This is a genomic window from Streptosporangium canum, assembly GCF_900113865.1.
Lineage (GTDB): Bacteria > Actinomycetota > Actinomycetes > Streptosporangiales > Streptosporangiaceae > Streptosporangium > Streptosporangium canum.
Genome location: NZ_FOQY01000037.1, coordinates 41,300 through 61,091 on the forward strand (window position 1 = coordinate 41,300; position 19,792 = coordinate 61,091).

The following is a 19,792-nucleotide window of genomic DNA, read 5'->3' on the forward strand; positions in this document are numbered from 1 at the left end:
GGCGGGTTTCCCTGATCCGGAGGATCGGCCTCACCTGGTGAGGCGGATCTTCCCGGACCAGGGAACGTGCCGGTCTCCGGCGGGCCCCGATCCCAGGCGTCCGGTCAGGAGGACGCCGGGCGCAGGGACCGGTGCAGGGCGAGGGAGCAGCCGATGGTCGCGGCTCCGGCGAGGACGATCGCCAGGTGCGGCGCGGTCAGCTCGGCGGCCAGGCCCACGAGGGCGGCGCCCGCCGCCTGGCCGGTCATCATCCCCGCCGTCGCCAGGCCGAAGGCCTGTCCCCGGACCGGCTCGGGCACCGCCGCCACGAACCCCCGCTGCAGCCCGAGCTGGTAGGAGGCGCTGCCCAGCGTGGCGAGCAGGGCGAGCAGGGCGGCCCACGCGAAGCCCGGCTGGAGGGCGAAGCCGAGCAGCGGAACGCCCGACAGCACCGCGAGCGGCAGCGCCAGCCGCTCGCGCGTCGAGGGTGAGGCGAACCGGCCGACGGCGAGGTTGCCGGCCGCCATGCCCAGCGACGCGGCGGCGAGCGCGATCCCGGCCGTGCCGCCCAGGTAGGGGACGAACATCGCCTCGGCGCCCACCACGAACGACACCGGCAGCCACTGGGCGAGCAGCAGCCCGCGCACCCTCGGGTCGGCCAGCAGGCTCCGGTTGACCCGCAGCGTCTCCCGTACGGCACCGCCCTCCCCCGCGCCCCGGGCGGGGAGGTCGGGCAGGCCGGCTCGGAGCACCAGGGCGGCCACGGCGGACAGTCCGGCGGTGACGGCCAGCGCCCCGGCGGGACCCGCGGCCGCGAGGATGCCGCCGCCCACGGCCAGCCCGCCGATCTGCGCCCCGGCCGCGGTCATCGACAGCACGGACCTGGCCAGCACGAACGCGTCGCCCGGCAGCAGGTCCGGCAGGAGGGCGGTACGGGCCGCCAGGAAGACCGGCGAGAACAGGCCGGTGACGAGGACCAGAGCGAGCATCGCCCAGACAGACAGCCCGGCGAAGGCCAGCAGCAGGCAGGTCACCACCCGGACCAGCTCTCCGGCGATCATCAGCAGGCGCGGCCGTATCCGGTCGGCCAGCGAGAGCAGGAACGTCCCGCCGACGATGTAGGGGAGGAAGCCCAGCATGTACGCCGCGGCCGACAGGCCCGGCGAGCCGGTCCGCGCGTAGACCAGCGCCGCCAGGGCCAGCATCTTGACCTGGTCTCCGGCCACCAGGAGCGTGAAGCTCCCGAACAGCACCCGGAACTCCCGGCTCGCGAAGACCTCGCCGTAGGTCGCGGCGCGCTCATGTGTGGTGGTCATGCGCGCCATGCTCGGGGAGCCGGAGGTAACTGGCTAAGCTTTCGGATATATCCGAAAGGTCGTGTGATGGTCTACCTGATCGAGGTCAGCCCGCAGGACATCGTGGCGAGCAGGTTCGCCATCTCCCCGCTCATCGTGACCAAGCACACGCTCTGGCTGCTGTCCGGCAAGAAGGAGGCCGGAGTATGGCGCGCCTGGGTGGACCGGGTGCGGGAGCCGTACCAGAACCTGCTGGCCCGGCGGCCGGGCCTGGGAGCCATGGTGGCGCTGTTCCGGGAGCGGCGGTACAACGCCGACTTCCCCGCGCCGCCGCCGGCCGGGGTGAACACCCCGTTCGGGGTGGAGCTCGCGGCCGTGCGGGCGACCCCGGCCGCCCAGGCGCGCGACGAGATCGCCAGGAACCTGGACGGCATGGCGCGGCTCCCGGACTCCGTCATGGACGTGCTGCTCGCACCGGAGGTCGTGGACCTGTTCGCCGACGCGCTCCAGGGTGTCTGGGAGGAGATCGTCGCACCCGCGTGGCCGCGCTTCCACGCGGTGCTGGAGCGGGACGTGATCCAGCGGGCGGGCCGCCTGGCCACCTACGGCTGGGCGGCGGCGCTGGCCGACCTCGGCCCCCAGGTGCGCTGGCGCCCGGACGGCGTCATCGAGGTCCGCGCGATGAGCCCGGACGAGACATACCGGCTCGACGGGCGCGGCCTGCTCTTCGTGCCGACCGTGCTGCCGGTGGGGGTGGGCTCCTACCTTGAGCACGCGTGGCCGTACGCGATCAGCTATCCGGCCCGGGGCGCCGGGATCGCCCAGGAGGCGCCGGACGGCCTCGCCGGGCTGATCGGCCGGACCAGGACCCGCGTCCTGCTGGAGCTGGCCGGCCCGGCGACCACCACCCAGCTCGTCACCCTGCTCGGCCTGAGCCTGGGCACCGTCGGCGGCCATCTGGCCGCGCTGCGGAAGGCCGGGCTGGTCACCGGGAGCCGCACCGGCCGCGGCGTCCTCTACCACCGCACCGCGCTGGGCGACTCCCTGGTCAGCCCTCCGGCGTCGCCGCGCTGAGCCGGCGCGTGGGCCCCCGGGCGCGGGCCGGCCCTCCGGCGCCCCCGCCGTGGGACGGCGCGCGGGTCAGCCCTTCAGCGCCCCCGCCGTGGGATGGCGCGCGGGTCAGCCCTTCAGCGCCCCGGCCATCAGCCCGCGCATGAAGAACCGGCCGAGCAGGACGTAGACGATCATCGTGGGGACGGACGCGAGCAGGGCCGCGGCCATCTGCTGGCTGTAGGGGACGGTCTGGGCGCCGGCGATGTTGTTGAGCATGACGGTGGTGGGCCAGCTCTGCGGGCCGGTGAGGAAGACGGCGAACAGGAAGTCGTTCCACATCGAGGTGAACTGCCAGATGATCACCACCGCGAAGGCCGGTCCGGAGACCGGCAGCACCACCGACCAGTAGGTCCGCAGCATCCCCGCGCCGTCCACCCGGGCGGCCTCGATGAGCTCGTCCGGGATGGTGACGTAGTAGTTGCGGAAGATCAGCGTGCAGATCGGGATGCCGTAGACCACGTGCGCCAGGAGCAGCCCCGGGATCGCGCCGTAGAAGACGCCCGGCGTCCCGGTGAGGGACTGGGTGATCTCGTTGAGCTTCACCAGGAGCTGGACCAGCGGGATCATCACCCCCTGGTAGGGGATGAACATGCCGAACAGGAACAGCGTGAACAGCACGTCGGCGCCGGGGAAGCGCCACTTCGACAGCACGTAGCCGTTCATGGAGCCCAGGACCGCCGAGATCAGCGCGCCGGGTACGGCCAGCAGCACGCTGTTCCAGATGCCTGGGGCGAGCTTCTCCCAGGCCACCCGCCACGGCTGTGCCGTCCACACCTCCGGGAGCGCCCAGGCCCGTCCGGGATCGGCCTCGGTCAGCGGCTTGAAGCTGGTGACCAGCAGGACGTAGACCGGGATCAGGAAGATCACCAGGAAGGCGACCAGCAGCGCCAGCCGGATCCCGCGCGCCCGGCCCGCCCGCCGCCTGGCCCGGCCGCCCGGGTCCTCCGCCCGCGCGGGCGGAGCCGGCGTCTCGGTAACCGTCATGGCCGCCTCTCCTTGCGAAGGGTCCAGACCAGGTAGGGGATGACGAACACGCTCACCGCGAGCACGATGTAGGAGGCGATGGTGGCGCCCTTGGCCGGGTCGTGGGAGTCGAAGACCGCCACCCACATGAACACGGCGGGGACGTCGGTGATGATCTGCTTGCCGGACACCGCGACGATCAGGTCGAAGACCTTGAGGGAGATGTGCCCGAGGATGATCAGCGCGGACAGGGTCACCGGGCGGAGCAGCGGCAGCACGATGTGCCGGTAGACCTGCCACTCGGTGCAGCCGTCCACCCGGGCGGCCTCCCGGAGGTCTTCGGGGACGCCCCGGAAGCCCGCCAGGAACAGCGCCATGACATATCCAGACATTTGCCATATCGCCGGGATGGCCATGGCCGCCATCCCCCAGTCCGGGTTCCGGAACCACTCCCACTGCAGGAAGTCCAGGCCCAGGCTGTCGAACAGCCGGTTCAGCCCGACCGCCCGCTCGTCCTGGCCGGAGTTCATCAGCCAGCGCCAGACGACCCCGGTCGCCACGAACGAGATCGCCATCGGGAACAGGTAGACGGCCCGGAAGGTCCCCTCCCCCCTGATCCCCTTCTCCATGAGGAACGCCAGCAGCCAGCCCAGCGCCAGCGCCCCGCCCACGAACACCACGGTGAAGACGATCGCGTGGTCGACCGAGATGCCCCAGCGCTTCTGGTCCCAGAGCGTGACGAAGTTCTCCAGGCCGACGAAGCTCCCCTCGGAGATCTCATCGTGTCTGTCGGTCATGGCCAGCCGGAAGTTCCAGCCGAGCATGCCGTACACGAAGACCGCGATGGCGATGATCGACGGCATGACCAGCAGCAGCCCCGGCAGCCACCTGCGCACCCGTGTCACTGACACCCCTTCCACGAGGTACGGCCCGCGGCGCCGCGGGCCGTACCGGACGTCACTGGCCCGAGTTCTTGGCGGCCTCGGCCAGCGCGGTCTGGAGCGCGGCCACGTCCTTGTCGGTGTGGAAGAGGCCGACCGCCTCGTTGATCGAGACCCGCCAGGCGTCGTTGACGGTGACGCCGTGCTGGATGGACCCGGCGAGCTTGTCGCTCCCCCAGTCCTTCAGCGCGTCGGCGAGGTAGTCGGTGTAGAGGGAGGTGTCGGCGTCCTTGCGGGCCGGGATGGAGCCCTTCTTGGGGTTGAAGGCGTCCTGGCCCTCCTTGCTCGCGGCCACCTTCAGCCAGGCCAGCGCCCCGGCGCGGTTCGGCGCGCCCTTGGGCAGGGTGAAGCTGTCCGACAGCCACATGAAGGTGCCGCCGGTGCCGGGCGAGGGAGCCCAGTCGAAGTCGGTCTTGGACTTCTTGCCCAGGCCGCCGTCCGGCGGATTGTGGAAGTAGCCATAGGCCCAGTCGCCCATGATGGTGAACGCGGCCTCGCCGTCGGCGACCTGCTTGGCCGCGGGCTGCCAGTCGTCGGCCGGATCCCCGGCATAGGACAGGACCGTCTTGAAGTCGTTGAGCGCCTTGGTCATCGCCGGGCCCGACCAGTCGGATCCGGCGCTCCAGAGCTGGTTGTACGCCTCGGTGCCGAGCGAGCCGAGCAGCACGCTCTCCAGCAGGTGCACCATCGTCCACTCGGAGCCGATCGAGAGCGGGATCTTGCCCGTCTTCTTGACCTTCTCCAGGGCGGCGACGAACTCCTCGATCGTCTTGGGCACCTCGGTGACGCCCGCCTCCTTGAGCACGGCGGGGTTGAACCACATCACGTTGGAGCGGTGGATGTTCACCGGGACCGAGTAGATCTGGCCCTGCACGCTGATCTGGTCGACGAGCTGCTCCGGGAAGACCTCCTTCAGCTTGAGCTCGTCATAGAGGGAGTTGACCGGCTCCAGGTCACCGGCCTTGATGTAGCCCTGCAGCTCGGCGCCCGCGTGCCCCTGGAAGGTGTCCGGCGGGGTGTCGGCCTGCAGCTTGGTGGCCAGCAGGGCGCGCGCCTTGTCGCCGGAACCGCCCGCCACGGCCGCGTCGAAGAACGTCAGGCCGGGGTTCTGCTTCTCGAAGATCTCTTTCATGGCCTTCAGGCCGTCGGCCTCGCCCGGTCCCGTCCACCAGGAGAAGACCTCAACCTTCTTCTCTCCGCCGGCCTGCGGGGTTTGCGCGGCGCCGCCGCCGTCGCCGCAGGCGGTCAGGGTGAGCAGGCCTGCCACGGTGACCGCGACGGCCGCCATCCACCGTCGTCGCATAGCTTCCCGTCCCTTCGGGGTCGAGGTTTCACAGATTCCCCCGAGAAAGATGACAACGTTGTCAGTGGATCAATCAACCCATCTGGCACCGAGCGACGTCAAGGTGTGCGCGGATAACTTCTGCGCATCCCGATCAGGACGCCGTACCGCGGATCCAGCCGTGGCCGGCGGTCTCCAGTGATCGCCGGCAAGGGTGGTGGCGCCCGCCGGCGGGTACGCGGCCGGCTGATCGCCGCCACCCCGGACGCGCCCCGGCCCACCCCGCGCGGACCGCGCCGATCACAGCGCCGACCTGGCTCTGGTGGGCCACGGGAGGGGTTCAGGTCAGCCCTCGCGGCACGCGGGAGGATCGGACGATTCTGATTGATCATGCCAAAGTCGGCAGATATCTTGATCCACGCTGCCGCCAAGGCGCGCGAAATTCACCATCGGGGAGTCCCTCACGTGTTTGCCAGACGAATCGCCCTTTCAGCCGCGGCAGGGGTCCTCGCCGCCGCGTGCCTCGTCGCCGGGGGGCTGAACGCCTCCCCCGCGGAAGCGGCGCCGGCCGACCCGTGTGCCCCCGCGACGGCCTCACCCCAGCCGAGCACCTCCACGACGGCGTCCCCTCAGCCGAGCTCCCGGGCAACGGCCTCACCCCGGCCGAGCCCCTCCGCGACGGCCTCACCCCAGCCGGGCGCCCGCACGACGGCACCACCCGAGCCGGTGGCCTGCACCAACGATCAGGACGTGTTCCCCGGCGCGCGACTCGGGGTGCGGACCGGTCCACAGGGTGACACGGCCCGGCTCACCGCCAACCAGGCCGAGGCGGCGGCCGAGGCGGCGCCCGCCCGGGTGTTCTGCGAGGGCGACGGGGTGAGCGGCAAGCGCGTCGAGGTGCTGTACGTCCGCGAGCCGAGCATGCCCGACCGTTACAGCCGGCTGCTGCCCATGTTCCAGGCGTGGCTCGCCAACGCCGACGACTCGTACAACGACGCCGCCGCGGCGGCCGGCAAGAGCCGCCACATCCGCTACGTCACCGAGGCTGTCTCCGGAGGATGTCAGGTCTCGGTCCGCGAGGTCGTCGTGCCCGCGGAGTCCCTGGCCACCTTCAACAGCGGCATCACCGCGGTGCAGGCGCTGGGCTACAACCGCGCGGACCGCAAATACCTCATGCTCACCGAGGCGACCGTCGTCTGCGGACTGGGCCAGAGGTATGTGGACGACCGGCCCGGCGCCGAGAACAACAACAACCTCCGCACCTACGCGCGGGTCGACGCGGTCCCCAACTGCTTCGGGGCCAACGCCATCGCCCACGAGCTGGGCCACACGTTCGGCGCGGTGCAGGAGAGCGCCCCGCATTTCCAGACCTCGCACTGCTCCGATCAGTTCGACCTCATGTGCTACGGCGGGACCCCGTCCTGGGCCTGCCTGAAGTGGAACGACTACCGGCTCCCCGACTGCAACCGCGACGACTACTTCAACGTCAGCCCGGCGGCCGGCAGCTATCTCGCCACCCACTGGAACACCGCCGACAACGACTTCCTCGTCAAGGGGGACACCAGCGACGCCGTCGCCCACCCCACGGTCGGCCTCACCTACGTGGTCACCAGTGTGTCGACCGGCGGAGCCATCGAGCCGATCGGCGGTTCCGCCGCCGGACTGGTCAAGCTCAGCCAGCGTGCCCGCACCAACACCCTGAGCCAGAGCTGGCTGATGGGCTACAAGACCGGCCTCCAGTTCGTCAACATGAACAGCCGGATGTGCGCCGACAGCGCCTACAGCGGGACCGCCTCGGGGACCCAGACCCTGCAGTACAACTGCAAGGGCACGGACGGCATGCGGTGGGCCTACCTGCCCCAGGCGGACGGCAGCTACGCGATCGTCAACTGGCTGTCCGGGCTGGCCCTGACGGTCACGGGCGCCTACCCGGCCCCGCTGGAGCAGCGTCCCTACACCGGCGCGACCAACCAGCGCTGGAAGTTCAACCGGCTCATCAACTCCGTCGGTCCGGGGAACGGTTCGAGCTACTACCTGACGGGCGTCGGGAACCGGGAGAACGTCGAGGTCCTCAACGGGGCGCTGACGTCCGGCGCGTCGGTGACGCACAAGCCGCATTCCGGTGCGAAGAACCAGCGGTGGATATTGCGCAACCCCAGCTCGACCACCTCCCCTGACTGGCAGCTGGTCAACGCCAACAGCGGCAAGTGCCTGGATCTGAAGGCGACGAGCACCGCTGTCGGGACCCAGATCGTCCAGTCGACCTGCTCCACATCCAGCAGGCAGAAATGGCAGCTGCGCTACGTGGCGGACAGGACGTACGTCATCGTCAACACGTACAGCAAGCGTGCGCTCAACATGACCACCGGCTCGCTGTCCGTCCTGAACCAGCAGGTTCTCGCGGGTGACAACGGCAACCACTTCTGGGCGCTCAAGCAGGTCTAGGACCGATCGGGCGACGTTCGCCCCTGCCGATGACGCGCCGCCCGGATCTCGTGCCGGGCGGCGCGTTTCCGCGAAAGGAGGCCCCGCTGTCGCCGCGGCGGGGCCGGCGGGGCAGGGCCGGCGGGGCGGAGCCTAGACGCGCTGGATGGCTCCGTCGAGCAGGGCCACGACGGTGACCCCGAAGTCGTGGATGGTCGCCGACAGCTCGGCGGGCGAGAGGCCCGGGGCCACCACGACCAGCGCGCCGCGCATCAGCGCCAGCCCGACCAGGGTCGTCATGGCCAGGGTGCACGCCAGCGGCCAGGTCACCAGCAGGACGTCCGACTTCTCCAGGACGGTGAGCCTGCCCAGCTCGCGCATGCGCACGATCAGGTCCCGGTGGGTGAGCAGCCCCTCGTCCTCGGTCAGCAGCGCGGGCTGGACCGACGGATCGAACAGCGGCAGCGGGCCGGGGTCGAGCAGCAGCAGGTCGGCGAAGTCGACGGTGTCGCGCGCCCGGCCGAAAGCGATCACCTGTCGGACCCTGGAGGCCTCGGCTGCCTGCAACGACGCCTCCGCCAGATCGGGGGTCGTGATGAGCAGCCGGGCGTCCCACCGGGCCAGCAGCCCGGCCGTCTCCCCGCTCCCGGACGCGAGCGGCGCCGCCACCCCGCCGGCCGCGATGACGGTGTGCACCGCCAGCGTCTGGGCGGCGGCGTTGTCGACGTGGATCCCCGCCACCTGGCTCCGCCGGGCGCCCCGCCGGACCAGCCCCGAGGCTCCCCGCGTCACCTCCTCGGCCAGGCGGCGGTAGCCGTACACCACTCCCGCGCCGAGATCGATCAGCGCGGGCCGGTCACCCCGCTCGTGCGCGCAACCGAACACCGCCTCGGTGACGGTGCCCTTGATGGACGAGGTGGGTCTCATTCCGCCGACGGTACGGCCGGGCTCTCCGCCCAGGCATCGACAGATGTATGTAGATGGGTGTGTATTCGGGATCCGTCCCCCTCCGGAGGACGGGCCCGAGCCCTGCGCGACTCGGGCCCGCTGTCGCGTGGCCCGTGGCCCTGAAGTCCCCACCCCTCCGAGGAGACCCCGGCCGTTGGGAGGGACACGCGACGCTTCCGGTGTGCTCGACCGAGACGCCGGGGATGGTGTGGGCCCGTCGTACCGGACCGCCGTCGTGGCGGGCGCGGTGCGGAGGGCTGGGCGTCATCGGCCGAACACGAGGGAACCGTACGGCGGGCGGCGGCCCCGGCACATGCTCCGGAGTGCGTATCCGGAGATGTATCTATGCCACCGCCGATGTGTAGAGCCGATGTGTAGGAGGAACGGTCTCAGCCGCGGTTCTGCTCGATGACCCAGGTGGCGACCTGGGTCCGCGAGGAGAAGCCGAGTTTGGCCAGGATGTTGGCCACGTGCCGGGCGGCGGTCGCGGGACTGATCACCAGCTCGTCGGCGATGGCCTTGTTGCTCAGGCCCCTGGCGATCAGCCCGGCGATCTCCCACTCCCTGCCGGTGAGCGTGGTGAGCGGGGCCGCGACCGGGTGCCTGCCCACCATCAGGGGCGCGTCGGACTGCTCGTCGCCCTGCAGCGCGTAGCGGACCGCCTGGTCCTGGGACATCTCCTGGCCGTACGCCCAGAGCTGGGCGACCAGCGCGTCGCCGAGCCGGGCCCGGGCGGGCTGGAGCAGCTCCTCCATCCGCGCGCCGAAGCCGGAGGGCAGGACCGCGCCGCTCATCGCGCTCCGGATCGCGGCCGAGGCCCCCGCCAGCCGCACCGCCCGGCGGTCGTCCTCCTCGGCCAGCGCGAGCTGCGCGAGCGTCTCGATCCGCCGGGCCACGCCGAGCCGCTGCCCCGTCCCCTGGCACAGACGCAGGCTCTCGATCAGCCTGACGCGCGCGGTGGCGAGGTCGCCCTGGGCCAGGGCGATCCGGCCCAGGCCCGCCAGGCAGGTGATGGTCTGCCAGTGGGCGGTGATGTCCTGGAGCAGGTCGAGGGCCTGCTCGTAGTAGGCGCGGGCCTCCCCCAGGTCGCCCCGGAGCCAGGCGACCTGGGCCAGGCCGATGAGCGCGACCGGGGCCGCCCAGTGGTTGTCGAGCTCGTGCGCGATGGCCAGCGCGGCCTCGAAGGAGCGCTGCGACTCCTTGGCCCGCCCCTCCGACAGCGCGAACGTCCCCTCCATGGAGCGGATCACCATCTCGTGCCAGGGGTCGTCGACCCTGCGCACGGCCTCCAGCGCCTCGTCCAGGAAGGCCCTGGCCCGCTCCGGCCGGCGCTGGTAGATGGCCACCCAGGCGAGGATGGCGAGCGCCCCGCTCAGCGGTCCGTGCAGACCCGTCGCCCGGCACAGCTCGGCCGCGGCCGTGCAGGCGACCCGCGCGGTGTCGGGGTCGCCCTGCCCGAAGGCCACCTGACCGCGGAGCACGAGGGCGTCGCCGCGCACGCTCGGCGGCAGCTCCGCCGGCCCCACCGCGAGCAGGCGGTCCAGCCACTCGTCGGCGGGGGTGAACCTGCCGCCGGCGATGGTCGGCCAGCGGAGCAGGACGAGCAGGCGCAGCGCGCTCTCGGGGTCGTCCGCCTCCGCCGACCAGCGCACCGCCGCCCACACGTTGGCCTGCAGCTCGTCCAGCAGGACCAGCATCGGGCAGATCTCGTCCCAGGTCGGCCGGGGGCGCCGGACGATCGTCTGGTGGATGCGGCCGGCGACCTCGATCATGTGGTCCCGGTGCCGCCGCCGCAGCGCGGCCTCCTCGCCGGAGGTGTCGAGCTGCTCGGCGGCGTACTGGCGGATCGTCTCCAGCATCCGGTAGCGCGTCTCGCCCGCGACCTCCGCGTCCGCCAGCACCAGGGACTTGTCGACCAGGTCGCAGAGCACGCGCAGGACGTCGTCGGCCCACAGGCCGTCGCCCGCGCAGACCTGCTCGGCCATGTCCAGCGTCCATCCCCCGGTGAACACCGCCAGTCTCCGCAGCAGGATCCGTTCGGGCTCGTTGAGCTGCTGGTAGCTCCAGTCGACGGTCGCGCGGAGCGTCTGGTGCCTGGCCGGGGCCATCCTGTCGCCGGCGGACAGGAGACGGAACCGGTCCCTGATCCGGGCGTGGATCTGCTCCACCGTCAGCACCCTGCACAGCGCCGCGGCCAGCTCGATGGCCAGGGGCATCCCGTCGAGCGCCTCGCACAGGCTGGCGATCTCGCCGGCGTTCTGCTCGGTGACGGCGAAACCGCGCGAGGCCGCGCCGGCGCGGTCGACGAAGAGCCGTACCGCCTCGCTGCCGGCGAGGTCGTGCACCCCGGTCCGGGGCAGCGAGAGCGGCGGCACCCGCCACACGGTCTCCCCTGCCACCCGCAGCGGCTCCCGGCTGGTCGTGAGCATCCGTACGGCCGGGCAGACGGTGAGCACAGCCCGGCAGAACCGGGCCGACTCCTCGATGAGCGACTCGCAGTTGTCGATGATCATCAGCAGGTTCCGGTCACCGAGTGCGTCGATCAGCGTGTCGGACAGCGGGCGCGGCGGCTCGGCCTTCACCCCGAGCACCGCGGCCACGCGAGGCTCGACCAGGTCGCCGCGGACCGCCTCCGCCAGCTCCACCAGCCAGACGCCGCCGGGGAACCCCGCCGCCACCTGGGCCGCCACCCGGACCGCCAGCCTGCTCTTGCCGATGCCGCCGGCGCCGCACAGGGTCACCAGCCTGGCGACGCCCAGCAGCTCGACAAGCTCCTCCACATCACCCTCACGACCGACGAAGGCGTTGGGTTCGAGGGGAAGGTTGCCGCCGGTAAGGGATACGTGCGCGGTGTCCTGGGTCATCGGCTCTTAGGGGAGGTCGCGGGCCAGCCGTCACAGAAAGTGTGGCACCAATTACCGTGCCGTGCCCAGGCTTAGCCCCATTTCGCACACTCGGATTACCGATCGGCCCGGTTCCGGATCCCGCCGAGTACGGCGTCGAGCATCCGGTCGAACTCCGCCACGGACCCGAAGCCGACCTGCAGGGGCGTGAGGGTGGCCATCGTCGGGTACGCCGTGGCGTCGATCGCGGGCATGTCACCGACCACGTCGGACCCGCCGCTGAGGACGGCCAGCAGATATCCGTTGAGAAAGCCGAACAGCATCAGCGGCGCGTCCGCGACCGCCTGGTCGGGCAGACCGGCCTCACGCATCGCGGTGACCAGCCGTTCCAGGGCGGCGAGGGCCACCGGCGAGGTCTGGGCGCGCGTAGCCAGCAGCGGGAACACCCGGGGATGCCGGTAGGCCATCTCCCGGTAGCGGTGCGCCGTCCAGCGGGTGATCTCTTCCCAGTCGCGGGGCGCGTCGTCCACGCCGGCCGCCACTTCGGCGAGCACGGCCTCGGACATGGCGTCCAGCAGCGCCGCCTTGCCCTTGATGTGGTGGTAGATCGACATCGGGTCGACCCCGAGCTCCTCCGCGAGCCGCCGTACCCCGAAGCGCTCGAGGCCGTCGCGATCGACGAGCACGACGGCGGCGGCCGCGATGCGCTCGCGGTCGAGCCCCGCCGACGTGCCCTGTGTGCGTCTGGCCACGTCCACTCCCTCCCTCTTGTCAAACCTACACCGTAGAATTTATCGTGCGGATGGAAACCTACGGCGTAGGTTTCAGCAGGAAAAAACGCCCGAGCGCTGCGCACTCCCGCCCCCGTACAAACAGACAGGAGACCCGCATGCCCAAGCTGCCCGAGCCGCAGCTCGCCGACGCCGACGACCTGGTCCGGCTCGGCCCGGTCTTCGCCCGAACGGCCGTCGGCACCGGCCGCAACCCGAGGAGCGCCTGATGAGACCTCTGGAGATCCTGTTGTCGGCCACCAACCTGCTGGGGCTCGCGATCGTGGCGATCCCCCGGCTACGCGCGCTGCGCCGGCCAGGCTCCGTGGTGCCCGTCGCGCTGCTCTTGGCGGCGGCGCAGGTCCTCGTCGAAGGCCCGCGCTGGCAGCTGGCCCCTGCCTACGCGCTGACCGCGATCCTCTTCCTGACCTGGCTGACCGGCATCGTCCGGCCGAGCGCCGTGCACGTCAACCGGCTGGTCGCCGGCTCAGCCGCCGGACTGGGTGTGCCGGCGGCCCTCGCCTCCGTCCTCCTGGCAACGGTGATGCCCGTATTCCGTTTCCCCGAGCCGACCGGGCCGTACGCGGTCGGCACCGCGACCTACCACTGGGTGGACGCAGGCCGTCCGGAGCTGTTCACCGACGCCCCCGATGATCATCGGGAACTCATGGCGCAGGTCTGGTATCCCGCCGAGCCTCAGCCGTCGGCACCGCGCGCCCCCTACATCCAAGACGCCGAGGCGGTGACGTCGGCGATGGCGCGCCTGGCCGGCTTCCCGGAGCCCGTCTTCAGCCAGCTCGGGTACGTGACCACCAACGCCGTCACGTCCGCTCGGATGGCGGCCGACCGCCCCCGCTACCCGGTGCTCATCTCCCTCACCGGGCTCAGCGGGTTCCGCGCCGCGAGCACCTTCCAGATCCAGGAGCTGGTCTCGCACGGCTACGTGGTCGTCGGGCTCGACCAGCCGGGCGCCGCCGCCATGACACGCTTCCCCGACGGGCGGGAGATCCCGGGGTGGCCCAGGGACAAGATCTATCCGCTGATCAGCCAGAGCTGGACGCCGCGGCCCGACGCGCCGACACTCCAGGGGGAGGCGCTTCCCGACGGCATCATCCCGTACTTCGCGCAGGACGTCAGCTTCGCGCTCGACCGGCTCGCGGGGCTGAACGAAGCCGACCCCGACGGCATCCTGACCGGCCGCCTCGACCTCGAGCGCGCCGGCGTCTTCGGGATCTCGTGGGGCGGCGCGACCGGTGCCGAGGCGTGCGCGAACGACCAGCGCCTCAAGGCGTGCTTCATCATGGACGTTCAAATGACGGCCCACGTCGTCAGGGCGGGCTTGCAGCAGCCGGTCATGTTCATGACCCGCGATACCGAGACCTTCCGTCTCGAACGGGAGCGCAGCGGCGGCTGGCCGGAGAAGGAGATCTCCGAGACCATCGAGACCATGACCGACGTGTACCAGCGCCTGCCGGGCGCCGGCTATTACGTGGAGGTCCCCGGGCTGTTCCACGTCGACTTCACCGACATCCCGGTCTGGTCGCCGGTCACACCGCAGCTTGGCCTGAACGGGACGATCGACGCTCAGCGAGCACACGACATCATCAACGCCTACTCGCTCGCGTTCTTCGACAAGCATCTCTTGGGACAGTCACCGTCACTGCTCGAGTTCGAGGGGCCGTCGAGCCGCTTCCCGGAAGCGCGGTTCACGCATCGCCAGGGCGGGCCGGAACAGCCGCCGGCCGCCGCACACCCTCGGTGATACGGCGGACCGGAGTTGACCGTACGCGGCCATCCGATGGCGGATTGTCAGTGGGGCGATTCACACTGCCCCCATGGCGGATACTCTCCCGGAACCTGCTTCCCGCACCGCGACCAAGAAGGACACCTCCCCCGAACCCGGACCTGGATCCGAACCCGCTCCCGAGCTCGGCGAGCTCAGCCTCTCCGAGTGGCACGCACACGTCGGCAAGATGACCGGCATCGGCTTCCTCACCATCGCGCGCCGGCTGCCGGCGCTGGTGTCGCAGGCCGTACGGCTGGCATGGCTGGCCAGTCCCCGTGACACCCTCACCGCGATCACCCTGAGCATGCTCGCCGGCGTTTTCACCGCGTTCGGGCTGCTCGCCACCACCGGAGTCCTGTCGGCCCTGTTCGAGGCGGGGCCGACTCCGGAGCGGGTCATGGCCGCCCTGCCCAGCCTGATCGTGGTGGGCGCGGCCGGCACCCTGCGCACGCTGATGCAGGCGGGCGCGGGCTGGGCGCAGTCCCGGCTGGATCCTCAGGTGAGCCGGATCGCCGAGGAGCGGCTGTACGGACTGACCAGCCAGGTCGGCCTGGCCGCCTTCGACGACCCGGACTTCCACGACGCGCTCCAGCGGGCCAGGTCGCGCGGGGTGGCCATGGCGGACGTCGTGGTCGGCACGACCATCAACGTACTGACCGCGATCATCGGGATCATCGCGGCGGCGGGCGTGCTCGGGGTGCTCCACCCCGTGCTTCTGCCGCTGCTGGTGCTGGCGGTGCTGCCGGACGCGTGGGCCGCGATCCGCTCGGCGCGGATGCGCTACACCACGATGTACGCGCTGATCCCCGCCAGCCGCCGCAAGTGGATCATCGCGGAGCTGCTGGCGGAGCGCGAACCCGCCGCCGAAGTGCGCTCGTTCACCATGCGGGGCTTCCTGATGCGGATGTACGACGCCGTGGCCACGGCCGAGCAGTCCATCCTGCTGGGCCTGGCGCGGCGGCAGACGTTCACGAAGGTCGTCGGCGAGGCGCTCGGCGGGGTCGGGACGGCCATCGTCTACGTCGCCCTCGGCGTCCTGCTCGCCGTGGGCGCGGTGCCGCTGGCCGTCGCGGGCACGGCCGTGCTGGCGATCCGGTCGGGTCAGACATATCTGGCCAACCTCATGTACGCCACCAACCGGCTCTATGAGGAGGGCCTCTACTTCACCGACTTCCTCGACTTCTGCGCCGACGCGGAGAGCCGGCTGGGATCCGAGCGCTCCGGACAGGCCCCTGAGACGTTCAAACGGATCACCGCCGAGGACGTCGTCTTCACCTATCCCGGCTCCGGCACCCCCGCGCTCCAGGGAGTGTCGGTCCGTATCGACCGGGGTGAGGTGATCGCCCTCGTCGGCGAGAACGGCTCGGGCAAGACCACACTGGCCAAGATCCTTTCGGGCCTTTACGAGCCGGACAGCGGGCACGTCCGATGGGACGGCACCGATCTCGCCGAGGTCGATCCCGATCAGCTCCGGCAGCGCATCGCGGTCATCGCCCAGGATCACACGCGCTGGCCGCTGACCGCCAGGCACAACATCAGCATGGGCACGGACAAGGGAGAGCCCGCACTGATCTCGGCGGCGGAGGTGGCGGGCGCCGACCAGGTCGTCGCCGAGCTGCCCCACGGCTACGGCACCCTGCTGGACCGGCGGTTCAAGGACGGTCAGGAGCTGTCCGGCGGCCAGTGGCAGCGGATCGCGGTCGCGCGAGGCTTCCACCGGGACGCTCCCCTGCTGATCTGCGACGAGCCGACCGCCGCCCTTGACGCCCGCGCCGAGCACGCCCTCTTCGAACGCATCCGGCGGCACGCCGACGGACGCACCGTCCTGTTGATCACCCACCGGCTGGCCAGCGTCCGCTACGCCGACCGGATCTACGTCCTGGACCACGGCAGGGTCACCGAGGAGGGCACCCACGACCAGCTCATCGCGGTCGACGGCCTCTACGCCGACCTCTACAGCCTGCAGGCCCGCGCCTACTCGGCCTGAGCCCCCGGGTGACGGCCTCCCCGCCCTCCGGGCCGGATCCGCCGCGCCCGCCCCACCTCTCCGGCCCCAGGCCCCGCTTCCCCGGCCGCACCCCCGATTCAGCCGCGATCCCCGTTCGGCCCGGCGCCTCGCTCAGCCCCGGTCCCCCAGCACGGCCCGCATGACGGCCTTCGCGACGGGAGCCGCCACCTGGCCGCCGAAACCGCCGTGTTCCACGAGGACTCCCACGGCCACCCGGGGGTCGGCCGCCGGGGCGAAGCTGGTGAAGATCGCGTGGTCCTGCCCGGAGGCGGCGTTCTCGGCGGTGCCGGTCTTGGCCGCCACGTCGACACCCGGGATGGCGGCGGCCGTACCGGTGCCGCCGGGCCGGGTGACCGTGACCATCATCGCGGTGAGCCGGTTGGCCTCGTGCTCGTCGAGCGTCTGGCGGTAGCGCGACGGCTCCGTCTCGTCGATCACCGTGCCGTCGGCGAGGCGGACCTCCTCCACCAGGTAGGGGCGCATCAGCACGCCGTCGTTGGCGACCGCCGCGGAGATCATCGCGATCATGAGCGGGGTGGCCCGGTCGTCGAACTGGCCCAGCGCCGACATCGCGGTCTGCGCCCGGTCCATCTCCGGCGGATACACGCTCCTGGCCACCGGCATGGGAACGGTGAGGTCGTCGGCGCCGAACCCGAACGCCTCGGCCTGCTCGCGCAGCACGTCCTGGCCGAGGTCGATGCCGATCTTCGCGAAGGGCGTGTTGCACGAGGTCTTGAACGCGTACGCCAGCGGCGGGTTGCCGTCGCCGCAGGCCGTGCCGCCGGAGTTGCGCAGGTAGGTGTCGGTGCCGGGGAGGCGGAGCGCCTCGGGGGCGCCGACCTTCGTGGTCGGGCTGTACCTCCCCGAGGTCAGCGCGGCCGCACTCGTGACGATCTTGAAGGCGGATCCCGGCGGGTAGTTCTGCTGGATCGCCCGATTCAGCAGAGGCCGGCCGGGATCCGCCTGCAGCCGTCTGTCGATCCCGGCGAGCCGGTCGGCGTCGAAGGTCGCGTAGAGGTTCGGGTCGTAGGAGGGGAGGGAGACCATGGCCAGGATCGCGCCGGTGGCGGGGGTGATCGCGACGACGGCCCCGCGCAGCCCGGTGGCGCGCAGTGCCTCGTAGGCGGCCCGCTGCGCCCGCCCGTCGATGGTGAGCTTGAGCGTGGCCCCGCTCTCGGTGCCGTACACCAGTGAGCGCACCTTGACCCGGGGATCCCTGCCGGACAGCACGGCGTTCTCGGCCTTCTCGATGCCGGCTCCGCCGTAGAGCGAGATGTGTCCGGTCACCGGCGCGTAGAGCGGCCCCGCGGGGTAGACCCGCCGGTATCTGTAGTCGGCGCCCCCGCTGTCCCGGCTGGTCGCGATGACCGTGCCGTCGCGGAGCAGGATCTCGCCTCTCGGGCCGGCGAACCGCGCGATCATCGTCTGGCGGTTGCGCGGGTCCGCGTTGAGCCGGTCCGCGTCGAGCGCCTGGATGTAGGTCACCTTGCCGAGCAGGGCGAACAGCATGGCCCCGCACACCAGGGCGACGTGCCGGAGCGGGATGTTGATCCGGCGAGCGCGTGGTGCGGCCATGGGCCCCTCCCCCGATCGCGCTGCCGGTCACCGATTTACCGGTTTAACAGCAAGACCGAAAAGGGGGCACCGGCCTGGGGCAAAGCGGCCGTACGGCTTCTAATCAACCACCGACCGGTAGTAATTGATCTTGTTTTGGACGGCCGCCTGCTTCTCGCGCAGGTTGTCGACCTGGGCTTCCACCCGCCGGTCGTGGGCTTCGAGGAGCGCGATCCGGTCGCGGATCGTATGGTCGCCCTTCCGGACCAGCTCGGCGAAGCGGAGCATCTCCGCGATCGGCATCCCGGTGTCCCGCAGGCAGCGGATCGTGCCGAGCCAGCCGACGTCCTCCTGGGTGAACCTGCGCTGTCCGGCCGCGTTGCGGCCGATCGGCTCCAGCAGACCGATCCGCTCGTAGTAGCGCAGGGTGTCGAGGCTGAAGCCGGTCTCCTCGACCACCTGGCCAGGCGTGTACACACTCACGCCTGGCAGCATCCCACCTGGAGCACACTCCAGGTCAAGCGGGAGATTCCTGTTTGACCTGGAGTGCACTCCATCTCGCATGGTGGTGCCCATGACACACCTTCCCCTGGCCCTGGGCACCATCCCGTTCGGCGCCGTCCTGGACGACAAGGCGACTTTCGCGATCCTGGACCGGTTCGCCGACGCCGGCGGTGCGATGCTGGACACCGCGAGCAACTACCCCTTCTGGAACGAGGGGGCGACCGGCGACGAGAGCGAGCCGGCCATCGGCCGACGGCCGGCCGCGCGGGGCAACCGCGACCGGATCGTGCCGAGCACCAAGTGCGGCGCCCGGCCGACGGTCCCCGGCGACCGGGCGCTGGACTCCGTCCGATGAGGGGGCCGGAGGAGCTGTGGTTCCTGACGCCCACGCCGCTGGGCGTGTGGCGCTTCGAGAACGCCCGGCCGAGGAGGTCCGGAGCGCGTCCTTCCCTGCGGGCGCGGATCGCCTCCGCGAGGTTCTTCGTGATCAGGCGGAGGTAGGAGGTAGGGCGACGTCCCTCGCGGGCCGGGGCTGTCGGGGCACTCCGCGAGTCAGGCGGGCGTGGCGTGGGACCGGACATGAGCCGGGCGGGCGTGACGTGGGACCGGACATGAGCCGGGCGGGCGTGACGTGGGACCGGACATGAGCCGGGCGGGCGTGACGTGGATCCGGGCGGGGTCACTCCTGGGGCAGGTGCTCCGACAGGTAGCGGCGGACCAGGCGCTTGCACTCGTCGATCAGCTCGGGGTCGCCGTCGGGCCGGGAGCGGAAGGCGAGCTTGAGCACGGCGTCGGCGGCCTCGACCGCGACGACCAGCGCCCGGTCCAGCCTCGGCCCGATCGGGGCCCCGAGCAGCTCGATGGTGATCGCGCGGAGCCGGTCGGCCACGATGACGTTGTTCTCCAGCGCGGTGTCGAGCATCCGCTCGGTCCCCTTGAGCGCCGGGCCTCCCGGCGAGGGCAGCACCTCGCCGAAGTCGACGACGGCGAAGCCCGGCGTCGAGCGTTTCATCGCGACGAACTCGTCGATCGCCAGATCCACCATCTCGGTCCAGTCCGACAGCTGCACGGCCGAGAGCCTGGCGGTGATCCGGCCGAGGAATGCCTCCAGGTTGCGCAGCGCCAGCGCCCGCACCAGCCCCTGCTTGTCGGGGAAGAACTGGTAGAAGGTGCCGATCGGCACCTCCGCGCGGCGCGCGACCTCCTTGGTGGTCAGCGCCTCGTAACCCGCCTCGTCCAGCAGCCGCGCACACTCGTCCAGCATGCGCTCGACCCGTTCCAGGCTGCGCCGCTGGGCGGGACGGCGGCGTAGCGTCCCCCCGGAAACGTTCGTCATCGCTCCATCATCCCCTACCCGGACCCCCCAAGGGCTAACATGAGCC

General features: G+C 71.3%; 16 protein-coding genes. 6 read left to right on the plus strand and 10 right to left on the minus strand.

All coding sequences use genetic code 11. From position 1 onward, the window contains the following. Positions 1-104: 104 nt before the first annotated feature. Positions 105-1,295, minus strand: a complete 1,191-nt coding sequence (locus BM085_RS35665) for an MFS transporter (RefSeq protein WP_093891203.1) — start codon at positions 1,293-1,295, stop codon at positions 105-107. A 66-nt stretch (positions 1,296-1,361) separates the two neighbouring features. Here BM085_RS35665 and BM085_RS35670 point away from each other — a divergent pair, with 66 nt between their 5' ends. Beyond that, positions 1,362-2,348, plus strand: coding sequence for an ArsR/SmtB family transcription factor (locus tag BM085_RS35670; RefSeq protein ID WP_093891204.1), 987 nt, complete (start codon positions 1,362-1,364; stop codon positions 2,346-2,348). Positions 2,349-2,453: 105 nt separating this feature from the next. Here BM085_RS35670 and BM085_RS35675 read toward each other — a convergent pair whose 3' ends face one another. Genes BM085_RS35675 through BM085_RS35685 form a run of 3 tightly spaced genes read right to left on the minus strand, consistent with a single transcriptional unit; the run spans position 2,454 to position 5,594 of the window. Next, positions 2,454-3,371: a carbohydrate ABC transporter permease gene (locus BM085_RS35675; protein WP_031158711.1), complete on the minus strand. Its 918-nt coding sequence runs from the start codon at positions 3,369-3,371 to the stop codon at positions 2,454-2,456. Further along, positions 3,368-4,255 (minus strand): carbohydrate ABC transporter permease, encoded by an 888-nt coding sequence (locus tag BM085_RS35680; RefSeq protein WP_207620789.1) that lies wholly within the window; start codon positions 4,253-4,255, stop codon positions 3,368-3,370. The genes BM085_RS35675 and BM085_RS35680 overlap by 4 nt, the downstream gene beginning before the upstream one ends. Positions 4,256-4,307: 52 nt before the next feature. Next, the gene (locus tag BM085_RS35685) at positions 4,308-5,594 is read right to left on the minus strand and encodes an ABC transporter substrate-binding protein (RefSeq protein ID WP_093891205.1); all 1,287 of its coding nucleotides are present in this window, start codon (positions 5,592-5,594) and stop codon (positions 4,308-4,310) included. Between the two features lie 705 nt (positions 5,595-6,299). Here BM085_RS35685 and BM085_RS35690 point away from each other — a divergent pair. Beyond that, on the plus strand, positions 6,300-8,018 hold the full coding sequence (locus tag BM085_RS35690; protein ID WP_177245438.1) for an RICIN domain-containing protein: 1,719 nt from the start codon (positions 6,300-6,302) through the stop codon (positions 8,016-8,018). 132 nt (positions 8,019-8,150) lie between these two features. On the opposite strand, the gene BM085_RS35695 is transcribed toward BM085_RS35690, so the two are convergent. The 3 genes from BM085_RS35695 to BM085_RS35705 all read right to left on the minus strand — a co-directional run bounded on the left by BM085_RS35695 (position 8,151) and on the right by BM085_RS35705 (position 12,540). Next, the gene (locus BM085_RS35695; protein ID WP_093891207.1) at positions 8,151-8,924 is read right to left on the minus strand and encodes an AMP-binding protein; all 774 of its coding nucleotides are present in this window, start codon (positions 8,922-8,924) and stop codon (positions 8,151-8,153) included. Positions 8,925-9,334: 410 nt separating this feature from the next. Beyond that, positions 9,335-11,809 carry an ATP-binding protein gene (locus tag BM085_RS35700; RefSeq protein WP_031158702.1) on the minus strand — a complete coding sequence of 825 codons (2,475 nt, stop codon included), beginning with the start codon at positions 11,807-11,809 and terminating at the stop codon, positions 9,335-9,337. A gap of 95 nt (positions 11,810-11,904) precedes the next feature. Further along, a complete protein-coding gene (locus tag BM085_RS35705; RefSeq protein WP_093891208.1) occupies positions 11,905-12,540 on the minus strand; it encodes a TetR/AcrR family transcriptional regulator in 636 nt (211 codons plus the stop codon). Positions 12,541-12,787: 247 nt separating this feature from the next. On the opposite strand from BM085_RS35705, the gene BM085_RS35710 reads away from it, so the two are divergent. Both BM085_RS35710 and BM085_RS35715 read left to right on the plus strand, forming a co-directional pair. After that, on the plus strand, positions 12,788-14,320 hold the full coding sequence (locus BM085_RS35710; protein ID WP_177245439.1) for an alpha/beta hydrolase family protein: 1,533 nt from the start codon (positions 12,788-12,790) through the stop codon (positions 14,318-14,320). Between the two features lie 73 nt (positions 14,321-14,393). Then, entirely contained in the window at positions 14,394-16,331 is a 1,938-nt protein-coding gene (locus tag BM085_RS35715) for an ABC transporter ATP-binding protein (protein ID WP_093891210.1), read from the plus strand. A 132-nt stretch (positions 16,332-16,463) separates the two neighbouring features. Here BM085_RS35715 and BM085_RS35720 read toward each other — a convergent pair whose 3' ends face one another. Both BM085_RS35720 and BM085_RS35725 read right to left on the minus strand, forming a co-directional pair. Continuing rightward, the gene (locus BM085_RS35720) at positions 16,464-17,927 is read right to left on the minus strand and encodes a peptidoglycan D,D-transpeptidase FtsI family protein (RefSeq protein ID WP_093891211.1); all 1,464 of its coding nucleotides are present in this window, start codon (positions 17,925-17,927) and stop codon (positions 16,464-16,466) included. A 99-nt stretch (positions 17,928-18,026) separates the two neighbouring features. Next, complete coding sequence (locus BM085_RS35725) at positions 18,027-18,389, minus strand: MerR family transcriptional regulator (protein WP_342742926.1); 363 nt, start codon at positions 18,387-18,389, stop codon at positions 18,027-18,029. A gap of 91 nt (positions 18,390-18,480) precedes the next feature. Between BM085_RS35725 and BM085_RS35730 the strand changes: the two genes are divergently transcribed. Then, complete coding sequence (locus BM085_RS35730; RefSeq protein WP_245789896.1) at positions 18,481-18,765, plus strand: aldo/keto reductase; 285 nt, start codon at positions 18,481-18,483, stop codon at positions 18,763-18,765. Further along, positions 18,762-18,911 (plus strand): hypothetical protein, encoded by a 150-nt coding sequence (locus BM085_RS44890; RefSeq protein ID WP_177245440.1) that lies wholly within the window; start codon positions 18,762-18,764, stop codon positions 18,909-18,911. Before BM085_RS35730 ends, BM085_RS44890 begins: the two co-directional genes overlap by 4 nt. Before the next feature lie 178 nt (positions 18,912-19,089). Here the strand turns inward: BM085_RS44890 and BM085_RS35735 are convergent, their stop codons facing one another. Next, on the minus strand, positions 19,090-19,746 hold the full coding sequence (locus BM085_RS35735; RefSeq protein ID WP_031158690.1) for a TetR/AcrR family transcriptional regulator: 657 nt from the start codon (positions 19,744-19,746) through the stop codon (positions 19,090-19,092). Positions 19,747-19,792 lie beyond the last annotated feature (46 nt).

What these genes read in the sequence shown, in the direction of transcription:
- BM085_RS35715 (WP_093891210.1), top strand. Translation starts at nt 14,394, where the DNA reads ATGGCGGATACTCTCCCGGAACCTGCTTCCCGCACCGCGACCAAGAAG.
- BM085_RS35710 (WP_177245439.1), top strand. Translation starts at nt 12,788, where the DNA reads ATGAGACCTCTGGAGATCCTGTTGTCGGCCACCAACCTGCTGGGGCTC.
- BM085_RS35685 (WP_093891205.1), bottom strand. Translation starts at nt 5,594, where the DNA reads ATGCGACGACGGTGGATGGCGGCCGTCGCGGTCACCGTGGCAGGCCTG.
- BM085_RS35700 (WP_031158702.1), bottom strand. Translation starts at nt 11,809, where the DNA reads ATGACCCAGGACACCGCGCACGTATCCCTTACCGGCGGCAACCTTCCC.
- BM085_RS35665 (WP_093891203.1), bottom strand. Translation starts at nt 1,295, where the DNA reads ATGACCACCACACATGAGCGCGCCGCGACCTACGGCGAGGTCTTCGCG.
- BM085_RS35675 (WP_031158711.1), bottom strand. Translation starts at nt 3,371, where the DNA reads ATGACGGTTACCGAGACGCCGGCTCCGCCCGCGCGGGCGGAGGACCCG.
- BM085_RS44890 (WP_177245440.1), top strand. Translation starts at nt 18,762, where the DNA reads ATGAGGGGGCCGGAGGAGCTGTGGTTCCTGACGCCCACGCCGCTGGGC.
- BM085_RS35695 (WP_093891207.1), bottom strand. Translation starts at nt 8,924, where the DNA reads ATGAGACCCACCTCGTCCATCAAGGGCACCGTCACCGAGGCGGTGTTC.
- BM085_RS35735 (WP_031158690.1), bottom strand. Translation starts at nt 19,746, where the DNA reads ATGACGAACGTTTCCGGGGGGACGCTACGCCGCCGTCCCGCCCAGCGG.
- BM085_RS35670 (WP_093891204.1), top strand. Translation starts at nt 1,362, where the DNA reads ATGGTCTACCTGATCGAGGTCAGCCCGCAGGACATCGTGGCGAGCAGG.
- BM085_RS35720 (WP_093891211.1), bottom strand. Translation starts at nt 17,927, where the DNA reads ATGGCCGCACCACGCGCTCGCCGGATCAACATCCCGCTCCGGCACGTC.
- BM085_RS35730 (WP_245789896.1), top strand. Translation starts at nt 18,481, where the DNA reads ATGACACACCTTCCCCTGGCCCTGGGCACCATCCCGTTCGGCGCCGTC.